We start from the raw sequence: 24,137 nt of genomic DNA, 5'->3' as shown, positions 1-24,137 counted from the left end.
CGAGTCTAGGGAAGTGCACTGCTGAGGCGTGCGACCCCTCACAAGTACCGAGGGACAGATAGCATGTCGAACCGTGCCAGACGCCGCAACAGCTGTTCTCTCCAAGCCTCCTGCCGAACCGGTGGCCTCCGCGAAGGACTTCCGGACCGCGCGATGGATCGCGATGGTCGCCGGGATTCTCGGCGCCCTGTTCGCGGTGGCGACGCCGTTTCTGCCGGTCACCCAGACGACCGCGCAATTGAACTGGCCGCAGAACGGTTCGCTCGGCAATGTGCAGGCGCCGCTGATGTCGCAGGTGCCGATCGATCTGACGGTGTCGATTCCGTGTAGTGCCGTGTCGACGCTGCCCGAGCAGGGCGGGATGCTGCTGGCGACCGCGCCCCCGCAGGGCGACCGGGCGGCCTTGGAGGCGCTGTTCGTGCGCGTCTCCGATACCGCGGTCGACGTGGTGGACCGCAATGCGGTGGTCGCGTCGGCGGACCGGTCGGCGATGGACGGGTGCTCGGCGATCCTGATCACGTCCGATCAGGACCGCACGACCGCGGAGTTCGTGGGACTGACCAAGCAGGTCGAGCGGCCGATCGCCGGTCAGCCCGGTGCGGTGGAAACCGTGCAGGTGCCCGTGCAGGGGCAACTCGCCGGTGACCTGCGGCCGCAGATCGTGGGCGTGTTCACCGATCTGAAGGGTGAGGTGCCGCAGGGTCTTTCGCTCACCTCGACGATCGACACCCGTTTCTCGTCGAGCCCGTCGCTGATCAAGCTGGTCGCGATCATCGCGGCCGTGCTGTGCACCCTGCTGGCGCTGGCCGCGCTGGGCCGCCTCGACGGCAGTGACGGGCGTGGGCACCGCCGCTTCCTGCCGCGCAACTGGCTGAAGCCGACCTGGGCCGATGGTGCGGTGATCGGCACGCTGCTGGTCTGGCATTTCGTCGGCGCCAACACCTCCGACGACGGCTACATCCTGTCGATGGTGCGCGTGGCCCCCGACGCGGGCTATACGGCCAACTACTTCCGCTGGTACGGCGTCCCCGAGGCCCCGTTCGGCTGGTACTACTACGTCATCCAGGTGTTCGCGGAGATCTCCACGGCCAGCCCGTGGGTGCGCGTGCCCGCGCTGATCTGCGCGATCCTGTGCTGGATGGTGATCAGCCGCGAGGTGGTGCCGCGCCTGGGCAATGCCGTGAAGCGCTCGCAGGTGGCGCTGTGGACCGGTGGACTGGTGTTCCTGGCGTTCTGGCTGCCGTTCGACAACGGCCTGCGCTCGGAGCCCATCGTCGCCCTCGGCGCACTGCTCACCTGGGTGTCCATCGAACGCGCCATCGCCACCGGCCGTCTGCTGCCCGCGGGCATCGCGGTGCTGATCGCGGCGTTCACCCTCGCCGCCGCGCCGACCGGTTTGATGTGTGTGGCCGCGCTGCTGGCCGGTATCCGGCCGCTGGTGCGGATCATCGTGCGCCGTCATCGCCAGTTCGGCACGCTGCCGCTGCTGGCTCCGATCGCCTCGGCGGGCGTGCTCGTGCTCACCGTGGTCTACGGCGACCAGACCTTCGCCGGCATCCAGGAAGCCAACCGGGTCCGTCAGGCCACCGGCCCGAACCTGGCCTGGTACGAGGACTACCTGCGCTACTACTACATGTTCGTCGAGACCGTCGACGGCTCGCTGGCCCGCCGGTTCGCCTTCCTGGTGATGCTGCTGTGCCTGTTCACGACGCTGCTGGTGCTGCTGCGCCGCCGTCAGGTGCCGGGGATCGCGTCGGGTCCGACGTGGCGGCTGATGGGGATCGTCTTCGGCACGATCTTCTTCATGATGTTCAACCCCACCAAGTGGACCCACCACTTCGGCGCCTACGCGGGCATCGCGGGTGGGCTCGCGGCGGTGACGGCGGTGGCGGTGTCGCAGAGCGCGCTGCGCTCCCGCAAGAACCGGGCGATCTTCCTGGCCGGTTTGCTGTTCGTGCTGGCGCTGTCGTTCTCGGGCATCAACGGCTACTGGTACGTGTCCAGCTACGGCGTGCCGTGGTTCGACAAGACCATCTCGCTGCGCGGCGTCCACTCGAACACGGTGATGCTCGTCCTGTTCGGCGTGGCCTTGGCCCTGGTCGGCTGGTACGCGCTGCGCGAGGACTATGTGAAGCCGGTGCCGTCGGTGAAAACCAAGCGCGGCAACAGGATCCGCAAGTTCGCGGCTATTCCGCTGACCGTCGTGGTCGGCCTGATGGTGCTGTTCGAAGTGCTCTCGCTGGTCAAGGGCGCGACGCAGCAGTACCCCGGCTACTCGCTCGGCCGCTCCAACATCGACGCGCTGAGCGACAACTCGTGTGGCCTGGCCAACGACGTGCTGGTCGAATCCGACCCGAACGGCGGCAGGCTCGACCCCATCGTCGACCCGGCCCGTCCGTTCACCGACCCCAACGATCCCCTCGCGGGCACCGGCTCGGTCGGGTTCACACCCAACGGCGTGCCGAGCGACCTGTCCGCCGACGCGGTCGAGGTGAAGCCGGGCACCGGCAACACCAGCAACCAGTCGGTCGGCGCGGCCTTCGCCGAAGGCGAGAGCGCGGGCACCGGCGGTGGTGAGGGCGCACTCGGCGTCAACGGTTCCACCGTGGCGCTGCCGTTCGGCCTCGACCCCGCGCAGACCCCGATTCTCGGCTCCTACCAGGAGGGCATGCAGCAGCCCGCCCACCTGGAATCGGCCTGGTACGGCCTGCCCGCCCGCTCGGACGACTCGCCGCTGGTCGTGATCAGCGCGGCCGGTCGCATCGCCTCCAAGGACGACTCCGGCTCCGACAAGTACGGTCAGGCGCTGTTCGTCGAATACGGCACCCGCAACCCCGACGGCAGCGTCACCACGCTCGGCGCCTACCAGCCGCGCGATATCGGTCCCGCCCCGTCGTGGCGCAACCTGCGCGTGCCGCTGGCCGACCTTCCGGCCGAGGTGAACGCGGTGCGCGTGATGGTGAACGACCCGATCCTGATCGGTGACCAGTGGCTGGCGTTCACCCCGCCGCGGGTGCCCGAGTTGCAGACTCTGGACACGTTCATCGGCCGTGACCAGCCGGTACTGCTGGACTGGGCCGTCGGCCTGCAGTTCCCGTGCCAGCGTCCGTTCGCGCACAAGAACGGCGTGGCCGAGGTGCCGAACTACCGGATCCTGCCGGACCGTCCGCTGGCGATCTCGTCGACCGACACCTGGCAGGCGCAGGAGTTCGGTGGTCCGCTCGGCATGACGCAGATGCTGGCGGCCCGGGTCACCATCCCGACCTACCTGAAGGACGACTGGGCCCGCGACTGGGGCTCGCTGGAACGCTACGACCAGTACGCGCAGGCCACGCCCGCGCAGCTCGAGACCGGCACGGCGGCGCGCAACGGGCTGTGGAGCCCGGGACCGCTGCGGGTGTTCTGACCTCGGACGAACAGTAAAAGGCGCGGATCACGTTATGTGGTCCGCGCCTTTTCGGTTGGATGGGGGACAGGAGTCAGACGTTGAGCATGCGACGGTTCAGGTCGCGGCGTAATACCTCTTGTGAAGGCAGTCTTTCCAGTACCCGCATTACGGCCGGTCGTAGTTCTTGCTTCTCGTCGTTGCTGAGCAACTCGACGAGATCTCGTAGATCCATGTCATCGAAGGCTCCTGTCATACCCACCAGGGTACGTGCTCAAACGTGCAGGCACAGGACCTTTACGCTGTCATTTACAGGTGTTTCATCAAACCGAAACCCTAACGGACACTGAGGGTTTCGTAAGTGACATGGGCAAGTGCCCGGTCACTGCCCTTGCGCTGCCATAGTCTCTACGCCGTTCTACTGCGCCCGAATTGCCGGTTCTTTCGCTCGTCCTGTCTGATCGATCACAGTCACCCCGATCTTCGCGGGCGGTGCCGGCTGATAGGGCGTGAACCGCTCGAGCGAGCCCCAGTCCCGGCCGAGATCGTGGTCGAGATAGGTGGGCACAGTCTCGGCCTTCAGGAGCAGATTTGTCCACCCGAGCGGGCCGCCGCCGATGTCGTCCTGCCAGGCGTTGGACGCGTCCGAGCCGACCCGGTCGGGCAGAATCCGCCACTGCGGAGCCTCCGCGACGCCGTCGTGATGCTCGAACGGGCGCTGACAGGGGAACGCGAGGCCGACGTGCCAGTCGAGCAGCACCGGCGCGGTCCGGCCGACCACCGAGTCCAGGGTGGCCAGTTTCGGCAGCCGCGGCGGCGTCACCGCGAGCCACTGCTTGCCGGTGATGTCGTTGTCGGCGGCGACCAGGCGCACCGCGTTCACGCCTGCGGGCAGCTGATCGATCGGCACACGCAGGTTGCGCCACGACGGGGCCGGGCCGATGTCCATCGGCGCGACCGAGCCCGTCACCTCGACGGAACCGTCGGCGGCGCGGGTGCCGTATTCCAGACGCAACTCCTGGCCGTAGTGCACGACGCCGTCGGTGTCGACGTAGCGGATCCGCCCGGCCGCGGTGACCACGAGGGCCTGATACGCGGGATCGTCGCGCACGCTGTCGCCGAGGTCGACGCGATACCACTGTGAGGTCAGCTTCGCCTGCTGCTGCACGCCGTCCTGGAAGGAGCCGAGGACCGGAGTGCGGGCGGGGTCGAGGCCGAACGGCAGGGCGACGGTGCTGCCGTTGATGCCGGGTTCGGCGCTGGTGCCGCCGCCGGTGCCCGCGCCGGTGGTCTTGGTGGTCTTGTTGGCGGAATCGGTGTCGACCGAGTTGGCGCCGCCGACCACGGTCTCGTCGGCATCGGCGGTGAGGTCGTCGGCCACGCCGTCCGGGGTGAAGCCGGTGGATTCGGCGTTCAGTCCGTCGGCGGGGGCGCCGGTATAGGGGGTGAGCAGGGAATCGGCCGTATTCGATTCCACCAGAACGTCATTGGCCAGGCCACACGTATTGCCTTGCAGCGAATTGAGATTCGACTTCGCGATGGAGTACGCGGGGTACTGGGTGATGGCGCCCTTGGCCATCGACGCCACCTCGAACAGCACCAGCAGGGCGGCCGCGATGGTGAGCGGCATGGTCGCGAAGCGGTCGAAACGCCCGGTGTCGCTCGGTGTCCGGTACGGGGCGCGCAGGTGGAAGTACAGGGCGACCAGCAGCGCGAGGATGCTGAGACCGAGGAACAGCGTCGAAACGCCCTTGCCCGCCACCATCGGCGCCTTGTCCCAGAACGGCACGCCGTAGCTGGAGACATACCACCAGCCGTTGGAGCCGGTGAAAGTCATCGCGAGCAGGAACAATACCGCCGCGGTGAACAGCGCTCGATTGCGTGGAGCCTTGATTCCGTTGGTGCCCACCGCAACCGCGGCCAGTGCCGCCAGCGAACCCGCCAGGCCCGCGTAGACGCCGAAGTGGTGGGTCCACTTGGTGGGCGTCCACATCATCAGCAGGAGCGCGGCGAAGACGATGCCGAGGATGCGCACCGACGGGCCGCGCGAGGTGCCGGGGATGCGGCCCTTGCGCAGCACCTGCAGGATGCAGACGAGCAGGCACAGCAGCAGCACCAGGACGCCGAACCGGCGGGCGAGCGAGCCGTCGGGCGACAGCATGAACAGCGAGTCCCAGCGGGTGCGTTCGTCGAACCAGGCGACGTTCGGTCCGACGAGGGTGCGGACTCGGGTGGCCTCCATGACGGTGGCCAGCGTCTGGTCGGCGAAAACGATGATGAGCACCAGCGTGCCCGCCGCGATGCCGGGGGCCAGCAGCGCGGCGTAGCGGAAGATCTTGGCGCCCAGCGAGAGCCGATCCGCCTCGTCCGGGCTTGCCGAGTTGTTCGTGCGAGCCGGGCTGGTGGCGTTGGTCTTCGCCGTACTGCGGGCGACGGGCGACGGTTGGTCGTCGGCGGCGTCGAACTCGCTGTCGGCGGCGATCCGACGCGGGCGCAGACCCTGCGCGCGTTTGATGATGACCTGCATGACCGGCCGGGTACCGGCGATCAGGGCGGCGATGCAGATCAGGCCGGTCGGGCCCGCCGCCAGCGAGAACGCGGCGACGAGGATCGCCAAGGCGGCAGGCAGCAGTCGCGCGGTGGCGATGGCGCGTTCGATGAGGCACCAGGTGAGCAGCGCGCCCGCCGCGATCAGCGGTTCGGGGCGAAGGCCGTTGTCGTACGGAAGCCAGAAGGCGAGGAACACCAGGCCCGCCGCCCACAGCGCCACCTTGTCGCGGCGCACACGAGCACCGAGACGGGGCAGCACTTCTCGGCTGATCACCGCCCAGCAGACCAATCCGGCGGCGAGCGCGGGCAGGCGCATCCAGGGACTGGCGTCGGAGATCTTCGTCATCCAGGCGAGCAGTTCGTAGGACCAGCCGAACGGCGCCTCCGGCACCCCGAACCAGCGGTAGTAGTTCGCCATGTAGCCCGACGGGCCCGACGCGCGCGCCATATTGAGGATGTAGCCGTCGTCGGAGGTGTTCGCGCCGATCACATGCCAGCTGAGCAGCGTCACGACCACCACCACGTCGGTCGGGGTGATCCGCCACCAGTGCCGGGGCAGGAAGCGGCGGGCGCGGCGGCCGTCGGTGGTGTCGAGCAGGTGCAACGCGATCAGCGCGAGCAGGGTGAACACACCGGCGCCGATCATCGTCGCCAGTTTCAGCGTCGTCGGCGTCGAGGTGAAGCGGGAGTCGATATCGGCGTGCAGCCGGGCGCCGGTGAGAGTGGCCGAGTCGAGGTCGGTGTAGACGCCGACGATCTGCGGGCGCTTGTCCACGGTGACGGTGTTGCGGAACGGCGTCCCGTCCTGACGTGCCGCACCGACGAACTCCACGGTCGTGGCCTCGACGGTCGAGACGATGCTGATCCGCTCACACCCGGCGATCTCGGCGATCGGCGCCGACAGCATCGGCACATCGCGCGCCTGCACCCCCAGCACGCCGTCACGCACGGTGACGCTCAGTCCGCGGTCGGCCTTGCCCGAGGCGACCGGAATCGTCGTGAGCAGGGTGGTCGCGGTGGGGTTCTCCGCCCCGGGACCCGGCAATCCGCTCAGCATCGTGCACGGCAGCTGGGCGTCGAGCCGCTGCGGCACATACGACACCAGGGGTGCCTCGACGCTGGTCGCGCCCGCTTGCGGCCAGTCCAGGCTCGCGCGGTCCTGGCGCACCGGTAACAGCGGTGTGAGCAGGGCAAGCACGAACCCGAGCAGCCCACAGACGAGGGCGATCAGGCGGTATCGGGTGAACGCTCGTTCAGATCGGTCCGGTCGCACGGGGTCTGATGCTAGCCATCGAACCTGTGCGCGGGTCGGCGCCGCTCCTAACGGGCCGCCGCAGCGACGGCGCAGGTACGTCTCAACCCGTGCGGCGGTCGGCCCAGTCGAGTTGGGATCGGGCCCAGTCGGGGATCTCGGTGTCGGGGCGCGGGAAGGCGGCGAATTCGGCGCGCAGGTCGTCGGCGGTGACCTCGGGCATCCAGTCGGCGACCGAGCCGGTGGAGTAGTTGGTCTTGTACCGGGTGGGACCGGCGATGAAGATCTCGGCGCTGAGCCAGGCCCCGATGTTCGGGTCGTAGGACATGCGCTTGTGATCGGTGAGGTATTCGAGCACCTCGGTGGGCGGCATCAGGTTGGTGACCGTTCCGTCGCGCTCTTTGATCTGCACGCCGGCGACGGTTTGCTCGCCGACCTGCAGTGACCACAGCAGGGCGAATTTCTGGCCGGGCGCGAGCATGGCGATGGTGGCGTCGATGACGACCCGCTCGATCGCGGCGAGCGAGTCGAGCTGCTCGCGCGGTTCCGGTTCACGGCCGATACGTTGCGGCCGTGACAACAAAAGATCGATCCGCTCCGGTCGGTTGAGCGTCATAGCTATACCTCTGCATCCGTACCGATCAGCGCTACCAAAACCTGATTTCGGTCGGCCGAACTTCCAACATTTCGCAGCGTACTCGCCCCGCGACACCGACCGCGCGGTTTGTTGACACTGACCGGACATATTGTGGTCTATCGAGCTTCCGCACACCAGTAGCTATCGGGTGTCGATAGACACAGGGTCGACGCCGTCACACCGCGGGGATCAGCTCACGCCGCCGATGCGCGCAGCGCGAACCAGCCTTCGCGCGGGTCGGCGAAGCCGTGATAGACCAGGGGAATGCGCTGGTCGATCGCGAAATACCGGTAGACGGCCTCCATCGCCTGGCGGACCGAATGCGCCTGGAAATCATCGATGCGGCGCACTCCGATGCGCCACTCGGGCAGCATCGCCAGCCGGGTCAGTTCCGCGGGATCGTCCACATCCAGCCCCCATGGGGCGGGTTCCTCGATGAGATGGTCGTGCAGCACCTCGCGCGCGACCGGCGGATCGTGGCGCGGACCGGAGAACGCGACTTGCTGCGCGCGTGCCAGCCCCCGGGTGTCCAGCGGCGTGCGCACGGCCTGGATCAAGTCGATCAGCTCGGCGTCCGGGGTGGGTTGCGGTATTCGCCCGGCGAGGGGCGCCTGTTCGAGCAGGTGCATCATCTGACCGCCGAGAACCAGCGGTTCCGGCACCAGGAAAACGCTGATGCTCGGGCAGGAACAGTTCAAGCCGGTGAGGCACACCCTCGTGTGCAACGGATCGGACATACGTCCTCCTCCGATAGCGGGTCGCCGGGACCCGTGACGTGCAGGATCTGGTTTCTACGCCAGCCGCCGGGAGAGTTCGAATCCGCCGGCGACGACCGTGCCGCACCAGTCAGTGTAGTGCCGTCGAGCGGGATGAACACCTGCTTCCGGCACGGAAGGGGCACGATCTGCGGCGGCTACCCGGCGACCGATTCGGTGTAGCGGCGGGCCAGGGTGCGCAGGTGCGCGACCAGCTCGGGCGGGCCGTCGACGCGGAAATCCATCATCAACATGCTGAGGTAGATCGCGATCGTCTCCATCGCGTCGGCGCCGGTGAGCAGCACGCAACTGTGCTCGTCGATCGGCTCGACCACGCCGACCGCCGGGTTGATCCTGGCGATCACGGTCTCCGCGGATTCGAGGACGGTGACGCGGGCGTGGACGCGCCAGCCGGTGGAGGCGATATGACGCATGACGAAGGCGACCAGGTCGTCGTGTGGGAGGGAGCGCGGGGCGAACACGCGGGTGCCCGCCTCGGCCCGGGTGATCCCGGCGGCGGGCAGTGCCGTCCAGTCGTGGGTGCGCATGCTGTAGGCGACCAGGTACCAGCGACGTTGCCAGTTGATCAGCCGGTAGGGCTCGAGTTCCGTTGCACCGTCGGAGGTTTCGACGGTGACAGCGGTCGTGCGGCGGACCGCGTCGGCGAGGGTGGTGAGGATCCCCGCGGCGACCGGTGCGTCCGGTTCGCGGGAACCGGTGGTGGCGGGGCCGATCTCGGTGGCGTCGCGCAACGCGGAGACCTTGCGCTGCAAGCGTTTCGGGAGGATCTGTTCGATCTTGCGCAGTGCTCTGGTGAGCTGGTCGCCGATGTCGGAGACGGCGAGCGAGCCGTCGTGGGCCACGGCGATGGACAGCGCGACCGCCACCGCTTCCTCGTCGTCGAGGAGCAGCGGCGGCATGGTCGCGCCGCGGCCGAGGCGGTAGCCGCCGATCGCGCCCCGTTCGGCGTGGACGGGATAGCCGAGTTCGCGCAGCCGTGAAATGTCGTTGCGCACGGTGCGTTCGGTGATCTCGAGGCGGTCGGCGAGCTCGCGCCCGGTGTAGGCGCGGTCCTGCAGCAGGGCGAGCAGACGCAGGACGCGCGGGGTTGTCGCAGCCATTTTCCACCTCGTCGAAAATTAGGAAAGAAACGAGCCTAATAGGTTTCTAGGCTGGAGTCATCACCGAAACGAAAGGCACCATCATGAACAGCACCGCAGCCCTCGAAACCGTCTGGCGCGACGTGGTCGCCACCTCCTACCGGGCCCTCGGCGACGTCGTGGCCGGGATCGCCGACGACCAGTGGAACCTGCCCACCCCCTGCTCGGACTGGACCGTCACCCAGGTCATCCAGCACGCCGCGGGCGACCAACTCGCCTACGCCGCTGCACTGGGAGTCGGCCCCGGCCCGTCCTACAACCCCTTCGACCCCTCCGGCGAGATCGACGGTTCCGCCGCCGCCCTGGTCCGCGAAGCCGTCGACCAGACCGCCGCGGCGTGGGCCACGGTCGCCGACGAAACCACCACTGTCCCCACGCCACTCCCGCACGGCGACCTCCCGACCCCCGTCGCGGCCACCCTCGCCGCTCTCGACGCCGCGGTCCACGCCTGGGACATCGCGATCGCCACCGGTCAGCCGTCGCCCCTCACCGACGACCTCTCCGCCCATCTTCTGACCGCCGCCCGCACCATTCACCCGGCCCCCGGTTCAGGCACCGACGCCGAAATCATCGAACCCCTGCGCCAGTGGGGCGCCTACGCCGCCGTTGTCGAAACAGCGGCCACCACGCCCACCGCCGAACTCCTGCACTACCTCGGCCGCGCCGCTGTGTGAGCCGGGGTTCGGCCACCGGTCGAGGACATGGCCTCGCCACAGTGGTCGTCGAGTATCAGCGGCGCACGGTGATCAGGGTGAAGGGGCCGATTTCGGTGGCGGTGAAGGCGGGGTCGGTGAAGAGAGACTTGGGGAAAGAGACTGTGTAGCGCTTGACGTTCGGGTCGTTGGGGTAGACGTCTTCGGCCAGGCGCAGGGTGTAGTTGTCGCCGTCGTTGCGGAAGAGGAAGGCGTCGGGGGCGCGCCACGGGGACTTCGCGAGGGCTTCGACGAGGGCAGGGGAGTCGGGGAGCTTGCTCCAGTCGGCGATGGTGGCGGCGCGAGCCTTGAAGTCCGACAGGGGGTTCGCGTAGTGGGAGGTGAGGGCCTGGAAGCCCCAGTAGGGGTAGAAGGCCAGGAAAGTGGTGTCCGCGGTGAGGACGACGGATTCGTCTCGGGGACGGCCGGTTTGCGCCAGGATGGCCGCATCGATCTCGCGGTAGTGCGAGACGGCGGAGGGTTTGCGCTGGTCGGCTCGTTCGCCGTTGCCGTCGGTGTCGGTGTAAGCGGTGTCGATCTCGTGGGTCAGCACGGTGGGGATCGTCTGGGCGAAGGCGATGGCGCCGAGGACGGCGATCGCGGCAGCCGCGGTGCGCATCGGGGCGGGCTCGTTCACCGCCTGGTAGAGGGCGGTCGCGCCTTCGACGAAGCCGAAAACGCCCGCGGCGGCGAGCAACGCGAGCAGGACCGGCTCCAGCCGGAAGGACAGCAGGGTCGTGCCTGCCGCGGTCGCCATCATCGAGAGCAGGGTCCACAGATAGATCGATACGACGCCGAGGCCCAGTGCCTGTGCGCGCCTAGATGATCCGGCGCGAACTACGAGCCACAGCACGCCGATCATGCACAGGGCTCCCCGCAGGGAGAACTCCAGCATCGGGAACGCCAGCTGTGCGCCGGACTCCGGCAGATAGTGGAAAGCGCTGCCGGAGGGAAGTTTCGCACCGGACGCCATCTTCAGCAGATACGGCGTCCACACGACCAGGGCGAGCACGATGGCGATGCCGCCGATTGCCGCCAGCCTGGTCAGCGGCGCGATCGCGGCGCGCCAGGCGGGCGGAGCGCTCAGCGGGACAGTTCCGCCCGTGGCCGGGGAAACGCCGGGGGTACCGGCGTCAGCAGCCGCGCCCGCTCGCGCGCCGCCCAGCCGGCTTGCCCGCCGCCCGGCTGCCCGCTGTGCGTAGACCGCGAACCCGGCCGCCACCACCGCCATGATCACCACGGTGAACGCCGCGATCGCCAGGTACAACGTGTAGAAACACGCCGCCACCCCGAGGAACAGTCCCGTACCGAGCACCGCGCCCCACCCACCGGACCGCCGATGCAGCGCACCCCACGCCAGCACCAGCACCGGCGGAACGAATACCACGAGCACCGCGCCATAAGCCTCGGGCGAGGCGTACGCCAACGTCATCGCCGTGACCGCGGCGGCCGCGCCCACCGCCATGTCGGCCCGCACCAACTGCATCCACAACACCAGCGCCACCGCGGCGGCGATGGCGAGCAGCCCGATCGCGTACGGCTTGAACACTTCCCAGCCGTCCATCCCGAGCACGTTGCCCACGCGCCCGCCGATCCAGAACCACCCGGCCGGATAGAACGGCGGCAGATCCACATACGTCATATCGCGCAGCGCGGCACTGTCGGTGAGCCGGGTCAGGTACTCGGTCCGGAATTCCTGATCCACCGAGACACCGAACAGGTACAGCTTCGTCGCGGCCAGCGGCATCCCCAGCGTGACCGTGACAAAGCTCGAGATGCCCACCCAGGACAGCAGTTTCGCCACCACCGGCCACTTGCGCAGCCGGATCAGCAGCACCGAGACCACCAGCAGCGCGACCGCGACGACCTGTCCCACCGTGGTCAGCGCACGAGTCACATTGGAGGAGTTGAACGCGGGCCACTGCACCGCCGAGAACGCGAACAGCCCCACCACGGCGACCACCAGCGCTACACCCGCGGCGGCAGCCCCCTCGCCGACCCCGCTCCAGATCTTGCGCCCCGCCCGCACCTCGTCATTGGTCGTCATCGGCGCGCAATCCTCCGGCTCCACTGTGCTCAACGGTCCGGGCCAGCCTAGTGGAGCCGAAAAGCAGAACTGCCGCACCATCCGGGGATGATGCGGCAGTCCTGAACGCAGTCGATCAGATCGGGAGCTTGCGGAAGATCGGGCGCGGCACGTGGCGCAGGGCCGACATCAGGAAGCGGGCCTCGCCCGGCGCCCAGACGATCTCGGTGCCCTTCTCCGACGCGGTGACGGCGAGCTTGGCGACGTCTTCCGGGTCGACGGTGAGCGGAGCTTCCTTGGCGCCGGTGGCTTCCCAGTGGGCCTTGGTCGCCGAGGTGCGCACCTGCATCGGCCGGATCACGGTGACGCGCGGCCCGAAGGGACGCAGCGCCTCGCCGAGGCCGAGGTAGAAACCGTCGAGGCCGGCCTTGGTGGAGCCGTAGACGAAGTTGGAGCGGCGAACGCGCTCACCGGCCACCGAGGACATCACGATGATCCGGCCGTGGCCCTGGGCCTTGAACTTGTCGCCCACCAGCACGCCCACCGACACACCGGCGGTGTAGTTGATGCCGACGGTCATGACCGCCTTGCGCTGGTTCTGCCACAGCTCCTCGGCATCGCCGAGCACACCGAACGCCACGATCGCGACATCGACGTCGCCCGCGGCGAACGCGGAGTCGACGACCTTGGGGTGCGACTCGGTGTCGAGCGCGTCGAAGTCGACGACGTCGACCTGGGTCGCGCCCGCGGCCTTCACCTGGGTGACGGCGTTCTCGAGCAGCGGGTCGCCGGGCAGGTTCGCCAGGATGACCCGGGCCGGGCTCTTGGCCAGGTACTCGGCCACGATCGCGAGACCGATCTCGGAGGTGCCGCCGAAGAGCAGGATGGTCTGCGGGTTGCCAACTGCGTTGATCACTGGAGCTCCAGCCTCCTGGCCATATCGGACATGAACACGCCATTCGGGTCGACGCTGCGGCGGACCTTGATCCACTCGTCGATCCGCGGGTACATCTTGTGGAAGGTCTCGGCCGAGGTGCGCGAATCCTTCGCGGTGTAGAGCCGCCCGCCGAACTCGAGCACGCGCCGGTCGAGCTCGGTGACGAACTCGTTGAGCCCGCGCGAGATCGGGAAGTCGACGCAGATGTTCCAGCCGGCCATCGGGAAGCTCAGCGGCGCCTGGTTGCCCTCGCCGAACAGCTTGAACACATTGAGGAACGAGTAGAAACCCGAGCTCTGGATGTCGATGATGATGCGCTTGAACTCTTCGACCGACTCCGGCGGAACCACGAACTGGTACTGCAGGAAGCCGTTGGAGCCGTAGCCGCGGTTCCATTCGCCCATCATGTCGAGCGGGTGATAGAAGGCGGTCAGGCTCTGCGCCTTGCCCCGGTAGGTGCCCGATTTGCGGTACCAGATCTCACCGATCGGCCCGAAGGTGTACTTGTTGGCCAGCCCGTTGGGGAACACATCGGGCAGCGTGAAGAAGGTCTTGCCGTTGAAGCGCAGCGGGTCTTTCTGCAGCTTCTTCGGCAGCTGGTCGACCTTGGCCAGGTTGCCGCGTGAGATGGCCGCGCGTCCCAGGTTGGGCAGCGGGCTGATGGCGTCGAACCAGGCCGAGCTGTATTCGTACTTGTCCTCGGAGCCGTCGCTGTGGAAGGCGATGGTCTCGTCGAGGGTACTGGTCACGTCGCCGTCGGCGATGAAGTACGCCGTCTCGGTGGGGGTCATCTCGACGGTGGCCCGCAGGATGATGCCGGTCAGGCCGCAGCCGCCGATGGTCGCCCAGAACAGCTCCGGATCGGACGCGGCGGTGATCGTGCGGACGACACCGTCGGCGGTGAGCAGATCCATCGAACGCACGTGGTTGCCGAAGCTACCGGCGCTGTGGTGGTTCTTGCCGTGGATATCGGAGCCGATGGCGCCGCCGACGGTGACCTGGCGGGTACCGGGTAGGACCGGAACCCATAGGCCGAACGGCAGCGCTGCCTTCATCAGCTGGTCGAGGTCGACGCCGCCGTCCACGTCGACGAGGCGGGTGGCCGCGTCGATGCTGTGGATCTTGTTCAGCGCGGGCATGTCGATCACGAGGCCGCCCGCGTTTTGCGAGTTGTCGCCGTAGGAGCGGCCGAGGCCACGCGCGATCACGCCGCGTCGCAGATGCGCCGGCTTCGAGTCGTTGTCCTGCGCCACCATGCTCACGGCCTTGGCGATCAGTTCCGGATCGCTGGTCGAGAGCACTTCGGCGGAGGTGGGTGCGGTGCGACCCCAACCGGTGAGCTTGCGGGTGCGCGTAGGGAGCGCGAACGCCTCATCGTTGGTGGTCGAAATGTTCTCAGACATCGGCTAAGAGGCTACATGCATGGCGCGAGGAGCGACCGGTCTCGTAGTCTTCCTCACGTGCAAGCCCAACCGCATCTGCCGCTGCCCGCCGAAATTCCCCTGGTCGACGAGCCCGGCGGGACCGAAGTCGACCTCAAGACGCAGATCGTGCGGTTCACGCTGACGGGTGGTTTGTCGGCGATCGTCGACTACGGCATCTACAGCCTGCTGCTGAATCTGCTCGGGTGGCCGGTGAGCCTGGCGAAGGCGATCAGTTTCGTCGCAGGCACCACCACGGCGTACCTGATCAACCGGCGCTGGACGTTCAAGGCAGAGCCGAGCAGGGCCAGGTTCTTCGCGGTGGTGGCGCTCTACGCGGTGACGTTCGCGGTGCAGGTGGGGATCAACGCGGCGCTGTACTTCGCGCTGCCCGACGAGTGGTGGCGCCAGCCCCTCGCGTTCGTGATCGCGCAGGGCACCGCAACCGTCATCAACTTCGTCGTGCAGCGTGTGGTGATCTTCAAGATCGAGTAGCTAGCTGGCCTCGGCGATGGCCGGTGCCTGCTTGCCCGCCTTGACGCCGAAGTAGTCGCCGCCTTTGGCGCGCACGTTGTCGGTGCCCCATTCGCGCTGGTCCCGCGAGACCGGCACCATCTGCGGGATGTGCTTGCGGCAGTGGATGTAGGCCTCTTCGACATCGACCACCACCCACACCTGCGAGGTCTTTCCTCGCTCGGCGGGCGGCAGATCGGTGACGTCCTCGCGCAGCTCGCTGTCGGCGACCATGCGGGCTTTTCCGTTGATGTGCAGGCCGATGAGGTCGCGAACGAAGTCGATCATCAGGATTCCCACGTGCGGGTTCTCGAGGATATTGCCCAGGCTGGCCATCACCCCGTTACCTCGATATTCGGGGTACGCAATCGTGCGATCGTCGATCACGTGCAGGAATCCGGGGGTCCCCGCCCGGAAGCTGGAGTCACATTCGCCGTGTGAATCGGAGGTGGCGATGAAGGCCATGTCCATGCGGGCGACGAAATCGACCATCGTGGGATTCAGATAGTCGATCACCTGGTCGTCGTAGAAGCGCTCGGCTCTGTCCGAGGTGCCCAACGTGTCCTGTAGCTCGTGTTCTCCGTCGCTACCGACGAATTTTTCGGGCATCGGGCCCCCTCTGCTAGCCGTACCGGTTGATGCGGGCTTCTAGACGAAACCCCCGCTGTGACCGCAATCTCACCCAGTCTAGGGGACTCTCACTGCCGGTGGGGCGTGTCCATTGTTGCGAAGGATATGAAAGCCGAGTTTGCGCAACGGTTTCCGGACCCAGACTGATCAGGCCGGACCTACCGTCACCGGTACCCCGTTGAACACGGCGGTTCCGGACACCACGTCGACCACCGAATCATCGGTCAGCACATTGGCGTTCACGCCCGCGTGCGCCAGCGCGACCGACTGGGTGCTGCTCGCGCCGTGGCCCCAGCCGTGCGGCAGGCTCACCACGCCGCGCATGATCGTCGGCGTGAGCTCGACCTGCACCGTCAACGAGCCCGCCGCCGAAGTGATCTCGGCCTGTTCGCCGAGGCCGAGGCGGGTCGCGTCGTCGGGGTGGACCTGGAGAGTGCAGCGGTTGGAGCCACCGACCAGACCCGCGATGTTGTGCATCCAGCTGTTGTTGGAGCGCAGCTGACGTCGTCCGATCAGCACCATCGCGGGCGCGGTGCTCGCCAGCCCGGCGCGCAGCCGCTCCACGTCCGCGAGCAGTTGCGGCGGTGCCAGCTCGACCAGCTTCGACGCGGTGCGCAGGACACCGGGCAGTCGTGGGCGCAGTGGGCCGAGGTCGATGCCGTGCGGGTTGTCCAGGAGGGTTTTCAGGCTCAGGTCGCCGCCGTTCCACGCGCCGTACGGGCCGAGCTTGAGCATCAGATCGAGGCGCTGTTCGGTGGTGTCCGTGCCGGTCAGCTCGTCGCGGCGTTCGCTCATGCCGGCCTTGTGCAGGGTGCCGGCGATCACGAGCTCGTCGACCATCGCGATCGGACTGGCCGCGCCCGTCCCGGCATGCGGCTGACCACTCACCGCGGCGGCGAGCCGGGCCACCACGGCCGATTCCGAGGGCCGCTCGCCCAGCGCGACCAACGGCGGCGAGTAGCGAGCGTAATTGCGCACCGCGAACTGCAGCAGCGCGAAATCGAAGTGCGGTGACTGCACCGAACGCGGTGGCGGCAGGATCACGTTCGCGTGTCTCGTCGTCTCGTTGACGTAGCGATCCACACTGACCATGAACTCGAGCCCGGCCAGGCCACGGTCGAGTCGCGCACCGCTCGGCGCGGACAGCACGGGGTTGCCCGCCACCGTCACCAGCGCCTTGATCTGCCCCTCACCCGGTGTTTCGATCTCGTCGGCGAGGGTGGCGACGGGCAGTTCGCCCATGGCCTCCGGCAGCTCGCGGACTCGGCTGGTCCAGCGGCCGAGGCGGAACGGCTTGCTGCGCTGCACCCCGCCCGCCGCGGCATCGGCGAACATGGCGCCGCCGGGGGAGTCCAGGTTGCCGGTGAGGGTGTTGACGGCGTCGACCAGCCACTGGGTGAGCGTGCCGAACTCGGCGGTGCACGTGCCGATCCGCGCGTAGACGGCCGACGAGGGCGCGGCCGCGAGTTCGCGGGCCAGCGCGCGGATGGTGCCGGCGGGGATGCCGGTGCGCTCGGCCACCGCTTCCGGTGGGAAATCGAGGGCGGCCGTGCGTAGTTCGTCGAGTCCGGCCACGTCGACGCGCACGTCGGTCAGGCCCTCGTCGAACAGCGTGTGCACGACCCCGAACAGCAGATACGCGTCCGAACCCGGCCGGATGAACAGGTGCTGGTCGGCGAGTGCCGCGGTTCTGGTCTCGCGCGGATCGACCACCACCAGCTTGCCCCCGCGCGCCCGCAACGCCTTCAGCCGCCCGGGGAAGTCGGGCGCGGTGCACAGCGACCCATTGGATTCGAGCGGATTGGCGCCCAGCATCAGCAGGAAGTCGGTGCGATCGAGGTCGGGGACCGGCACCGTCAGCGGGTCGCCGAACATGAGTCCGGCCGCGACCTGCTTGGGCATCTGATCGGCCGAGCTCGCGGTGTAGATGTGACGGGTGCTCAGCGCCCGGATCAGGACGGGCAGATAGAGCGCGCCCGCGACGGTGTGCGCGTTGGGGTTGCCCAGGTACACCGCGGACGCGCCACGGGGGATCTCGGCGAACGCGGCCGCGATGAGGTCGAACGCCTCGTCCCAGCTTGCCGCGCGGAACCCGTCACCGTCGCGGATCAGCGGGGTGGTGACGAGGTCGGGATCGCCGTCGAGCTTGCCGAAGCTGGCGCCTTTCGGGCACAGGAAGCCCTTGCTGAACGGGTCGTCGCGGTCGCCGCGTACCGACAGCACCTGGTCGGCGTCGTCGAGGGTGACCGTGAGACCGCAGACGGCCTCACACAGCGGACAGGTACGCAGGAGCGAACGTGGAGCCATACCCCATGCTTACGCCCACTGGGGCGGGCGATGGCCGGAAACGCCGAAAACCCGCGAGCTGCGACGTCGGGGAGGCGTCGCGGATCGCGGGTTCGGGCTGGTTCAGGTCAGCTGGCCAGGGTCAGCGCCGCGCGCTTGCCGACCTGCTTGCCGGTCTGCCTGCGGGCCATTGCCGAGCGAACGGCCGCACCGAGGGCGACGACCGGCGGGATCCAGCGAGCCTCGGTGGGGGCGACGCCCCAGGAGGCGCTGCCCGCGGCGAGCTGGGTGGGCGGCAGCGGGATGCTGGCGCCGTCGGTGTGCACGATGACGCCTGCCTCACGCATGGCCTCGATCGCCATGGCGGCCTTGCGGACACCGGTGACCAGGTGGATCTCGCGACGCTCCTGGCCCGGGATCTCGATCACGGGGCCGGACAGGTTGTTGGCGCGCAGGAAGCGGCGAACGTCGCCCGCGATCTCACCGGTGATCTCGATGGCCGAGACCTCGTCGTCGGTGATCAAGCACAGACCGTTGGTGGTTTCAGCGACCGTCCATCCACGCGCGGTGTACTCCTGCGCGGCGGCACCTTTGTCGGCGGCCGTAGTGGTGGTCGGAAACGTCGTGCGCACTGTGTTCTCCATTCCCCGAAGAGCTCTGTTCCTGCGTTCATGGGCGTATCGGCGGGAGGTGGCCGACTCGTTACGCCGTTACCGAAAAATATTCGAGAGTGTCTGCTTCGTCTCAGTCCGGTAACCTTCGCTATCGCAGGTAAGGCGCCGACAGGTTGGCGTCGGGGTTGAAAGCGGGCAGGATTCGAAGCATGACCGAAGCGCCTGGCACCCCCGAGTCGAACGACGAGGATGTCGAGGAATTCGACGCCGAATCCCGTTGGCTCTCTTGGAAAGAGGCCGGTGGCAAGCGGCCCGATCGTGCCGGTGAAGTCTCCTACGAAGCCGATCTGGCGCGCGACGCGGGGTTCGAAGAGCCGTTCCGCAGTACCGGTTCGGCCAAACAGTGGGCCGCCGAGGCTGCCCGTTCGCTGCTGGATGTGCAGTTCCGCAGGCCCGCGACCAGGACTTTGCTACCGCTGGCGTACGTGCTCGGTGTCGCGTCCTTCGGCATCGGCCTGCCGATCGCCTTCACCGTGCTGATGTGGAAAGCCTCCGCGGTGCTGGGGGTGCTCGCCGCGCTGGTGTCGATCCCGTTGGGGCTCACCATCGCGGCCTCGGTCCGCCTGATGCTCGAGTTCGCCGACAACGCCGCCCGGTTGGCCGGCCGCGTCGAACACATCAGTGATCTGGCCGACGGCCTGTTCCAGGCGCTGTCCGATGTCGCCGAGCCGGTGAGTCAGCTCTCCGAAGACGTTCGTGCGGTGCAGTTCTGGCGGTTCCGCAAGAAAAAATAGGTCTTGCGCGGTGTCCGATTCATTGTGAAACAATCCGTACGCAGATCCGGATATGTCGGCTGCGTAGGTCGGTCTCCGAAAGTTCTGTCCGGAGACCGGAGTTCGGATACAGGGGGGAAGTATGGCTTCACCACAGGGCGTCACCGGTTCCACGATGCCGCGCAGGCAGTTGGGCAGGCACTTACGTGACCTGCGCAATCGTGCGCGGATGACAACCAGAACCGCGGCGGCGCAACTGGAGTGGTCGGAAGCGAAGATCTGGCGGATCGAAACGGGGCAGACGTCGTTGCGCAGCCTCGACGTCGAGGCCATGTGCAAGGTGTACGGCGCGCCGGCCGATCTGGTCGAACCGCTGGCCGCGTTGGCTCGCGAAACCAAAGCACGGGGTTGGTGGACGAGCTACGGCGACGTGATCGCGGAGGGATTCGAGGTCTACATCGGCCTCGAGGAAGCCGCGTCGGGGCTCGCGCTCTACGAGGACGGCCTCGTCCCCGTCCTGTTGCAGACCGAGGACTACACGAAAGCGCTGCTGGAGCAGACGATCCCCGGGCTGACCGAGGCGGAGCTCGAGCGCAGGCTGCGGGTGTCGGCGGCCAGGCAAGCTCTGGTGACCAGGGCGGATGCTCCGTTGCGACTGGACGTGGTGCTGGCCGAGTCGGTGCTCACCCGTGTGATCGGTGACGACCGCGTCCGCGCGGGCCAGCTCGCGCGATTGCGGGAGCTGGCCGAGCGCGAAACGGTGCGGATCCAGGTGGTTCCCGGCGATTCCGGCTACCACGCGGGTCTCGAATCGGGCCGGTTCGTGATCCTGGATTTCGGGGTCGACGATTCAGTGGATCGACCGGAGCCGCCGGTGGTCTACGTGGAGACCTTCGCGGGCAGCACCTACCTGGACAAGCCTGCCGAATGTGATCGCTACCGGCGTGCTTTCACCGGTATCACCGCGGCGGCTACGGGCACGTTGTAGGGCTGTCCCAGGAACCGGCGAGCACCGAACGGTGGGTGGGCAGGGCTCGGTCGTAGACCGCCCTGCCCTTGTCGGTGAGCTGGACGAAGATGGCGCGACGGTCGAGATCGCACATGCTCCGTTCGACCAGGCCGTCGCGTTCCAGCCTGGCCACCGCGCGCGAGAGCGCACTCTGGCTCAGGTAGATGTCCTGGGCCAGTTCTGTCATGCGGTACTTCTGACACGCCGCGTCGACCAGTCGGTCCAGCGTTTCGAATTCGCTGAGGCCGATCTCGTGGTCCCTTTGGAGCGCCTTCTCCAGGGCGCAACTCACGGCGGCGTGCCTGCCGAGTAGTTCGCGCCACTGACCGACCAGCTCGGTGGGCGCTTCGGTGCGCCGAGCTGACGTTACGGCCGGGTTCATGGCCCCATCTTAGTGGTAGGCGCATGTTCATGCAACGGCATTTTATGTGTTGGCAATTAATGCACACGCATGTAATGTCCTCCGCATGACTTCGCCAGCAACGCTCTCGGCCGCAGATCAGGCGACCGATCCCACCAGGTGGCCCCTCCGCCTCTGGGGAATGCTGATCACTCTGTGCATCGTCCTTTTCCTCGACGGGCTCGACGTCTCGATGATCGGCGTCGCGCTGCCGTCCATCGGCGCCGAACTCGATCTGTCCACCTCCACCCTGCAGTGGCTCGTCAGCGGCTACATCCTCGGCTACGGCGGCCTGCTGCTGCTGGGCGGACGCACCGCCGACCTGCTCGGCCGCCGCAAGGTCTTCCTCATCGCCCTCGCGGTGTTCGCGGTCGCCTCGCTCGTCGGTGGCCTGGTGAGCGACCCCGCGCTGCTGATCGCCACCCGTTTCATCAAGGGCCTGGCCGCCGCGTTCACCGCGCCGACCGGTCTGTCGATCATCACCACCACGTTCGCCGAAGGAAAAGCGCGCAACAAGGCGCTGTCGATCTACACCGTCTTCGGCGCGGGCGGCTACTCCATGGGCCTGCTGTTCGGTGGCCTGATGACCGGCGTCGGCTGGCGCTGGACCTTCCTGCTGCCCGTCCCGATCGCGCTCGCCGCCCTGGCCGCCGCCTTCGTGCTGGTGCCCAAGGACGGTAAGGCCGAAGAAGGCGGACACGATCTACTCGGCGCGCTGCTGTCCACCGCGGGCATGTTGCTGCTGGTCTACACCGTGGTCACCGCGCCGGAAGTCGGTTGGGCCTCGGGTCGCACCATCGGTTCGTTCCTCGCCGTGATCGCCCTGTTCGCCGCGTTCGTCGTCACCGAACAGCGGGTGAAGCACCCGCTGGTCCGCCTCGGCATCCTGCGCAAGGCCTCGCTCGTGCGAGCCAGCCTGGCCATCATCGCGGTCGCCGGTTCCTACTTCTCCTGGCAGTTCATCGTGACCCTGTACATGCAGGACACCCTGGAGTGGTCGGCGCTGAAGCTGGCGATGGCCCTGCTGCCGGTCGGCATCCTGGTCGTCGGGTCGGCCTTCTTCTCCGAGAAGCTGATCGACCGTTTCGGCACCGGACCGGTCATCGCGGTCACCATGAGCGTCATGGCGATCGGCTACCTGCTGTTCCTGCGGATCGACACGGCACCCGGCTACTTCACCGTGCTGCTGCCCGCGATTCTGCTGATCGGCATCGGCTGGGTCGGTTTCCCCGCCATCAATGTGCAGGCCACCAGCGGTATCGACGACGACGAGCAGGGTCTCGCCGCAGGCGTACTGCAGACCTCGATGCAGGTCGGCGCGGCCGTCGTGCTCGCGGTGACCACCGCCATCGTCACCTCCGGCGGGCACGGTACGAGTGCCACTCCGCAGCAGATGCTCGACACCTACCGGCCGGGCCTGGAGTTCGCGGCGGGCGTCACCATCGTCGGCGCGCTGCTCGCGCTCACGGTCTTCCTGCCCCGGTTCCGCAAGCCGGCGGAGGTCGCACCGGTCGAGGCGAAGGTTCTCGAACCGGTGGCCTGATCGGAAAACGCTGAACGGCACCACCTCGCGCAGGTGGTGCCGTTCGACGTTTCACGTGAATCAGGCGGAAAACTTCTGCGCTGCTTCGTCTTTCGCCGAGCGAACATAGGTCAGCGGGCGGCCGTCGCGGCCCTCGGTCGGCCATTCGATGCCGAGGCGCGGATCGAAAGCGTCCAGGTCCCTGTCGAACTCGGGGGAGTACTCGAGCGAACAGAGGTAGGTCACCGTCGACCGGTTCTCCAGCGAGAGGATGGCGTGGCCGAGACCCTCGGACAGGAACACCGAGCGCCGCGAGACGTCATCGAGCAGCACGCTGTCCCAGCGGCCGTAGGTCGGTGAGCCCGGCCGCAGGTCGACCACCACATCCAGGAACGCACCGCGCACACAGGTCACATACTTGGCCTGACCGGGCGGATCGTCGGTGTAGTGGATGCCGCGCAGCACCCCGGCGGCCGAGACCGAGGTGTTCACCTGGTGCAGCTCGAACGGGCGCCCGGTGGCCTTCTCGAACTCCGAGGCCTTGAACGACTCGCAGAACATGCCGCGGTCGTCGCCGAGCAGACGCGGGGTCACCACCCAGGCGCCGGGGATCGCCAGTTCACGAAATTCCATGCGCTACCAGTCTTTTCCGCGGTCGATCAGATCCAGCAGGTAGCGGCCGTAGCCCGAGCGCACCATCGGTTCGGCGAGCTTGCACAGCTGCTCGTCGGAGATGAGGCCGCGGCGCCAGGCCACTTCCTCGGGCACGCCGATCTTGAGGCCCTGCCGCTCCTCGATCGTGCGCACGTAATTGGCCGCGTCGAGCAGGGAATCGAAGGTGCCGGTGTCGAGCCAGGCGGTGCCGCGGGCGAGCACGTCGACACTGAGCCGGTTCTGCTCGAGGTAGGCGCGGTTGATATCGGTGATCTCGTACTCGCCGCGCGCCGACGGCTTCAGCTCGCGGGCGATCTCGACCACGTCGTTGTCGTAGAAGTAGAGGCCGGGGATGGCGTAGTTCGAGCGCGGGACCTTCGGCTTCTCCTCGATGGAGACCGCGCGGCCCTGGTCGAACTCCACCACGCCGTAGGCGGTCGGGTCCTTCACCCAGTAGGCGAACACCGCGCCGCCGTCGATGTCGTGGAAGCGTTCCAGGCTGGCGCCGAGGCCGGGCCCGTGGAAGATGTTGTCGCCGAGGACCAGCGCCGCCGGTTCGTTGCCGATGTGATCGGCCCCGAGGACGAAGGCGCTCGCGAGACCGTCGGGTTCGGGCTGCACCACGTAGCTGATCGCGACGCCGAACTGGCTGCCGTCGCCCAGCAGCCGGGAAAACGCGTCGGCGTCCTCCGGCGTGGTGATCACCAGAATGTCGTCGATCCCTGCCAGCATGAGGGTGGACAACGGGTAGTAGACCATGGGTTTGTCGTAGACCGGGACAAGCTGCTTGCTCACCCCGCGCGTGATCGGGTGCAACCGTGAACCGGTGCCGCCCGCCAAGATGATTCCGCGCATAGGTGGCAAGTCTGCCAGTCCCGTCCGCCCCGGAGACGGGGAGGTTCCGACACGTCGACGAATTGG

At 67.7% G+C, this 24,137-nt stretch carries 20 protein-coding genes; 6 read left to right on the top strand and 14 right to left on the bottom strand.

Going from position 1 to position 24,137, the window contains the following annotated elements; genetic code table 11:
* Positions 1-73: 73 nt before the first annotated feature.
* Positions 74-3,406 (top strand): arabinosyltransferase domain-containing protein, encoded by a 3,333-nt coding sequence (locus ACFVVI_RS17150; protein WP_387445964.1) that lies wholly within the window; start codon positions 74-76, stop codon positions 3,404-3,406.
* Positions 3,407-3,479: 73 nt separating this feature from the next.
* Here ACFVVI_RS17150 and ACFVVI_RS17145 read toward each other — a convergent pair whose 3' ends face one another.
* The 5 genes from ACFVVI_RS17145 to ACFVVI_RS17125 all read right to left on the bottom strand — a co-directional run bounded on the left by ACFVVI_RS17145 (position 3,480) and on the right by ACFVVI_RS17125 (position 9,700).
* A complete protein-coding gene (locus ACFVVI_RS17145) occupies positions 3,480-3,641 on the bottom strand; it encodes a hypothetical protein (RefSeq protein ID WP_156677619.1) in 162 nt (53 codons plus the stop codon).
* Positions 3,642-3,803: 162 nt separating this feature from the next.
* Positions 3,804-7,208, bottom strand: coding sequence for an arabinosyltransferase domain-containing protein (locus ACFVVI_RS17140; RefSeq protein WP_387445963.1), 3,405 nt, complete (start codon positions 7,206-7,208; stop codon positions 3,804-3,806).
* An 82-nt stretch (positions 7,209-7,290) separates the two neighbouring features.
* The gene (locus tag ACFVVI_RS17135) at positions 7,291-7,803 is read right to left on the bottom strand and encodes a hypothetical protein (protein WP_387445962.1); all 513 of its coding nucleotides are present in this window, start codon (positions 7,801-7,803) and stop codon (positions 7,291-7,293) included.
* Positions 7,804-8,018: 215 nt separating this feature from the next.
* Positions 8,019-8,561, bottom strand: coding sequence for a hypothetical protein (locus tag ACFVVI_RS17130; protein WP_378989507.1), 543 nt, complete (start codon positions 8,559-8,561; stop codon positions 8,019-8,021).
* A 176-nt stretch (positions 8,562-8,737) separates the two neighbouring features.
* The gene (locus tag ACFVVI_RS17125) at positions 8,738-9,700 is read right to left on the bottom strand and encodes a helix-turn-helix transcriptional regulator (protein ID WP_387445961.1); all 963 of its coding nucleotides are present in this window, start codon (positions 9,698-9,700) and stop codon (positions 8,738-8,740) included.
* Positions 9,701-9,783: 83 nt separating this feature from the next.
* Between ACFVVI_RS17125 and ACFVVI_RS17120 the strand changes: the two genes are divergently transcribed.
* Complete coding sequence (locus tag ACFVVI_RS17120; RefSeq protein ID WP_378989509.1) at positions 9,784-10,413, top strand: TIGR03086 family metal-binding protein; 630 nt, start codon at positions 9,784-9,786, stop codon at positions 10,411-10,413.
* A 55-nt stretch (positions 10,414-10,468) separates the two neighbouring features.
* On the opposite strand, the gene ACFVVI_RS17115 is transcribed toward ACFVVI_RS17120, so the two are convergent.
* The 3 genes from ACFVVI_RS17115 to ACFVVI_RS17105 form a co-directional block, all read right to left on the bottom strand.
* Complete coding sequence (locus ACFVVI_RS17115) at positions 10,469-12,478, bottom strand: arabinofuranosyltransferase (RefSeq protein WP_387445960.1); 2,010 nt, start codon at positions 12,476-12,478, stop codon at positions 10,469-10,471.
* 115 nt (positions 12,479-12,593) lie between these two features.
* Positions 12,594-13,373: a decaprenylphospho-beta-D-erythro-pentofuranosid-2-ulose 2-reductase gene (locus ACFVVI_RS17110; protein ID WP_378989511.1), complete on the bottom strand. Its 780-nt coding sequence runs from the start codon at positions 13,371-13,373 to the stop codon at positions 12,594-12,596.
* Entirely contained in the window at positions 13,370-14,785 is a 1,416-nt protein-coding gene (locus tag ACFVVI_RS17105) for an FAD-binding protein (protein WP_378989554.1), read from the bottom strand. Before ACFVVI_RS17105 ends, ACFVVI_RS17110 begins: the two co-directional genes overlap by 4 nt.
* A 27-nt stretch (positions 14,786-14,812) precedes the next feature.
* Between ACFVVI_RS17105 and ACFVVI_RS17100 the strand changes: the two genes are divergently transcribed.
* A complete protein-coding gene (locus ACFVVI_RS17100) occupies positions 14,813-15,310 on the top strand; it encodes a GtrA family protein (RefSeq protein WP_378989513.1) in 498 nt (165 codons plus the stop codon).
* On the opposite strand, the gene ACFVVI_RS17095 is transcribed toward ACFVVI_RS17100, so the two are convergent.
* The 3 genes from ACFVVI_RS17095 to ACFVVI_RS17085 form a co-directional block, all read right to left on the bottom strand.
* On the bottom strand, positions 15,311-15,937 hold the full coding sequence (locus ACFVVI_RS17095; protein WP_378989514.1) for a pyridoxamine 5'-phosphate oxidase family protein: 627 nt from the start codon (positions 15,935-15,937) through the stop codon (positions 15,311-15,313).
* Positions 15,938-16,105: 168 nt separating this feature from the next.
* Complete coding sequence (locus tag ACFVVI_RS17090; protein WP_387445959.1) at positions 16,106-18,265, bottom strand: molybdopterin oxidoreductase family protein; 2,160 nt, start codon at positions 18,263-18,265, stop codon at positions 16,106-16,108.
* A gap of 107 nt (positions 18,266-18,372) precedes the next feature.
* Entirely contained in the window at positions 18,373-18,876 is a 504-nt protein-coding gene (locus ACFVVI_RS17085; RefSeq protein ID WP_378989518.1) for a hypothetical protein, read from the bottom strand.
* Between the two features lie 191 nt (positions 18,877-19,067).
* Here ACFVVI_RS17085 and ACFVVI_RS17080 point away from each other — a divergent pair, with 191 nt between their 5' ends.
* Together ACFVVI_RS17080 and ACFVVI_RS17075 are read left to right on the top strand one after the other, a co-directional pair.
* A complete protein-coding gene (locus ACFVVI_RS17080; RefSeq protein WP_378638068.1) occupies positions 19,068-19,652 on the top strand; it encodes a DUF4282 domain-containing protein in 585 nt (194 codons plus the stop codon).
* 121 nt (positions 19,653-19,773) lie between these two features.
* Positions 19,774-20,619, top strand: a complete 846-nt coding sequence (locus tag ACFVVI_RS17075) for a helix-turn-helix domain-containing protein (RefSeq protein ID WP_378989519.1) — start codon at positions 19,774-19,776, stop codon at positions 20,617-20,619.
* On the opposite strand, the gene ACFVVI_RS17070 is transcribed toward ACFVVI_RS17075, so the two are convergent.
* Positions 20,603-21,022 carry a MarR family winged helix-turn-helix transcriptional regulator gene (locus ACFVVI_RS17070; RefSeq protein ID WP_378638073.1) on the bottom strand — a complete coding sequence of 140 codons (420 nt, stop codon included), beginning with the start codon at positions 21,020-21,022 and terminating at the stop codon, positions 20,603-20,605. The genes ACFVVI_RS17075 and ACFVVI_RS17070 overlap by 17 nt on opposite strands.
* 85 nt (positions 21,023-21,107) lie before the next feature.
* Between ACFVVI_RS17070 and ACFVVI_RS17065 the strand changes: the two genes are divergently transcribed.
* Positions 21,108-22,583 carry an MFS transporter gene (locus tag ACFVVI_RS17065; RefSeq protein ID WP_387445958.1) on the top strand — a complete coding sequence of 492 codons (1,476 nt, stop codon included), beginning with the start codon at positions 21,108-21,110 and terminating at the stop codon, positions 22,581-22,583.
* Between the two features lie 60 nt (positions 22,584-22,643).
* Here the strand turns inward: ACFVVI_RS17065 and ACFVVI_RS17060 are convergent, their stop codons facing one another.
* Both ACFVVI_RS17060 and rfbA read right to left on the bottom strand, forming a co-directional pair.
* Entirely contained in the window at positions 22,644-23,195 is a 552-nt protein-coding gene (locus tag ACFVVI_RS17060; RefSeq protein ID WP_387445957.1) for a dTDP-4-dehydrorhamnose 3,5-epimerase family protein, read from the bottom strand.
* Between the two features lie 3 nt (positions 23,196-23,198).
* A complete protein-coding gene (gene rfbA / locus ACFVVI_RS17055; protein WP_378638078.1) occupies positions 23,199-24,071 on the bottom strand; it encodes a glucose-1-phosphate thymidylyltransferase RfbA in 873 nt (290 codons plus the stop codon).
* Between the last annotated feature and the right edge of the window lie 66 nt (positions 24,072-24,137).

This window comes from Nocardia sp. NPDC058114 (assembly GCF_042884695.1).
GTDB lineage: Bacteria > Actinomycetota > Actinomycetes > Mycobacteriales > Mycobacteriaceae > Nocardia.
The sequence above is the reverse complement of the archived record's forward strand: the minus strand, read 5'-3'. Positions and strand labels throughout refer to the sequence as shown.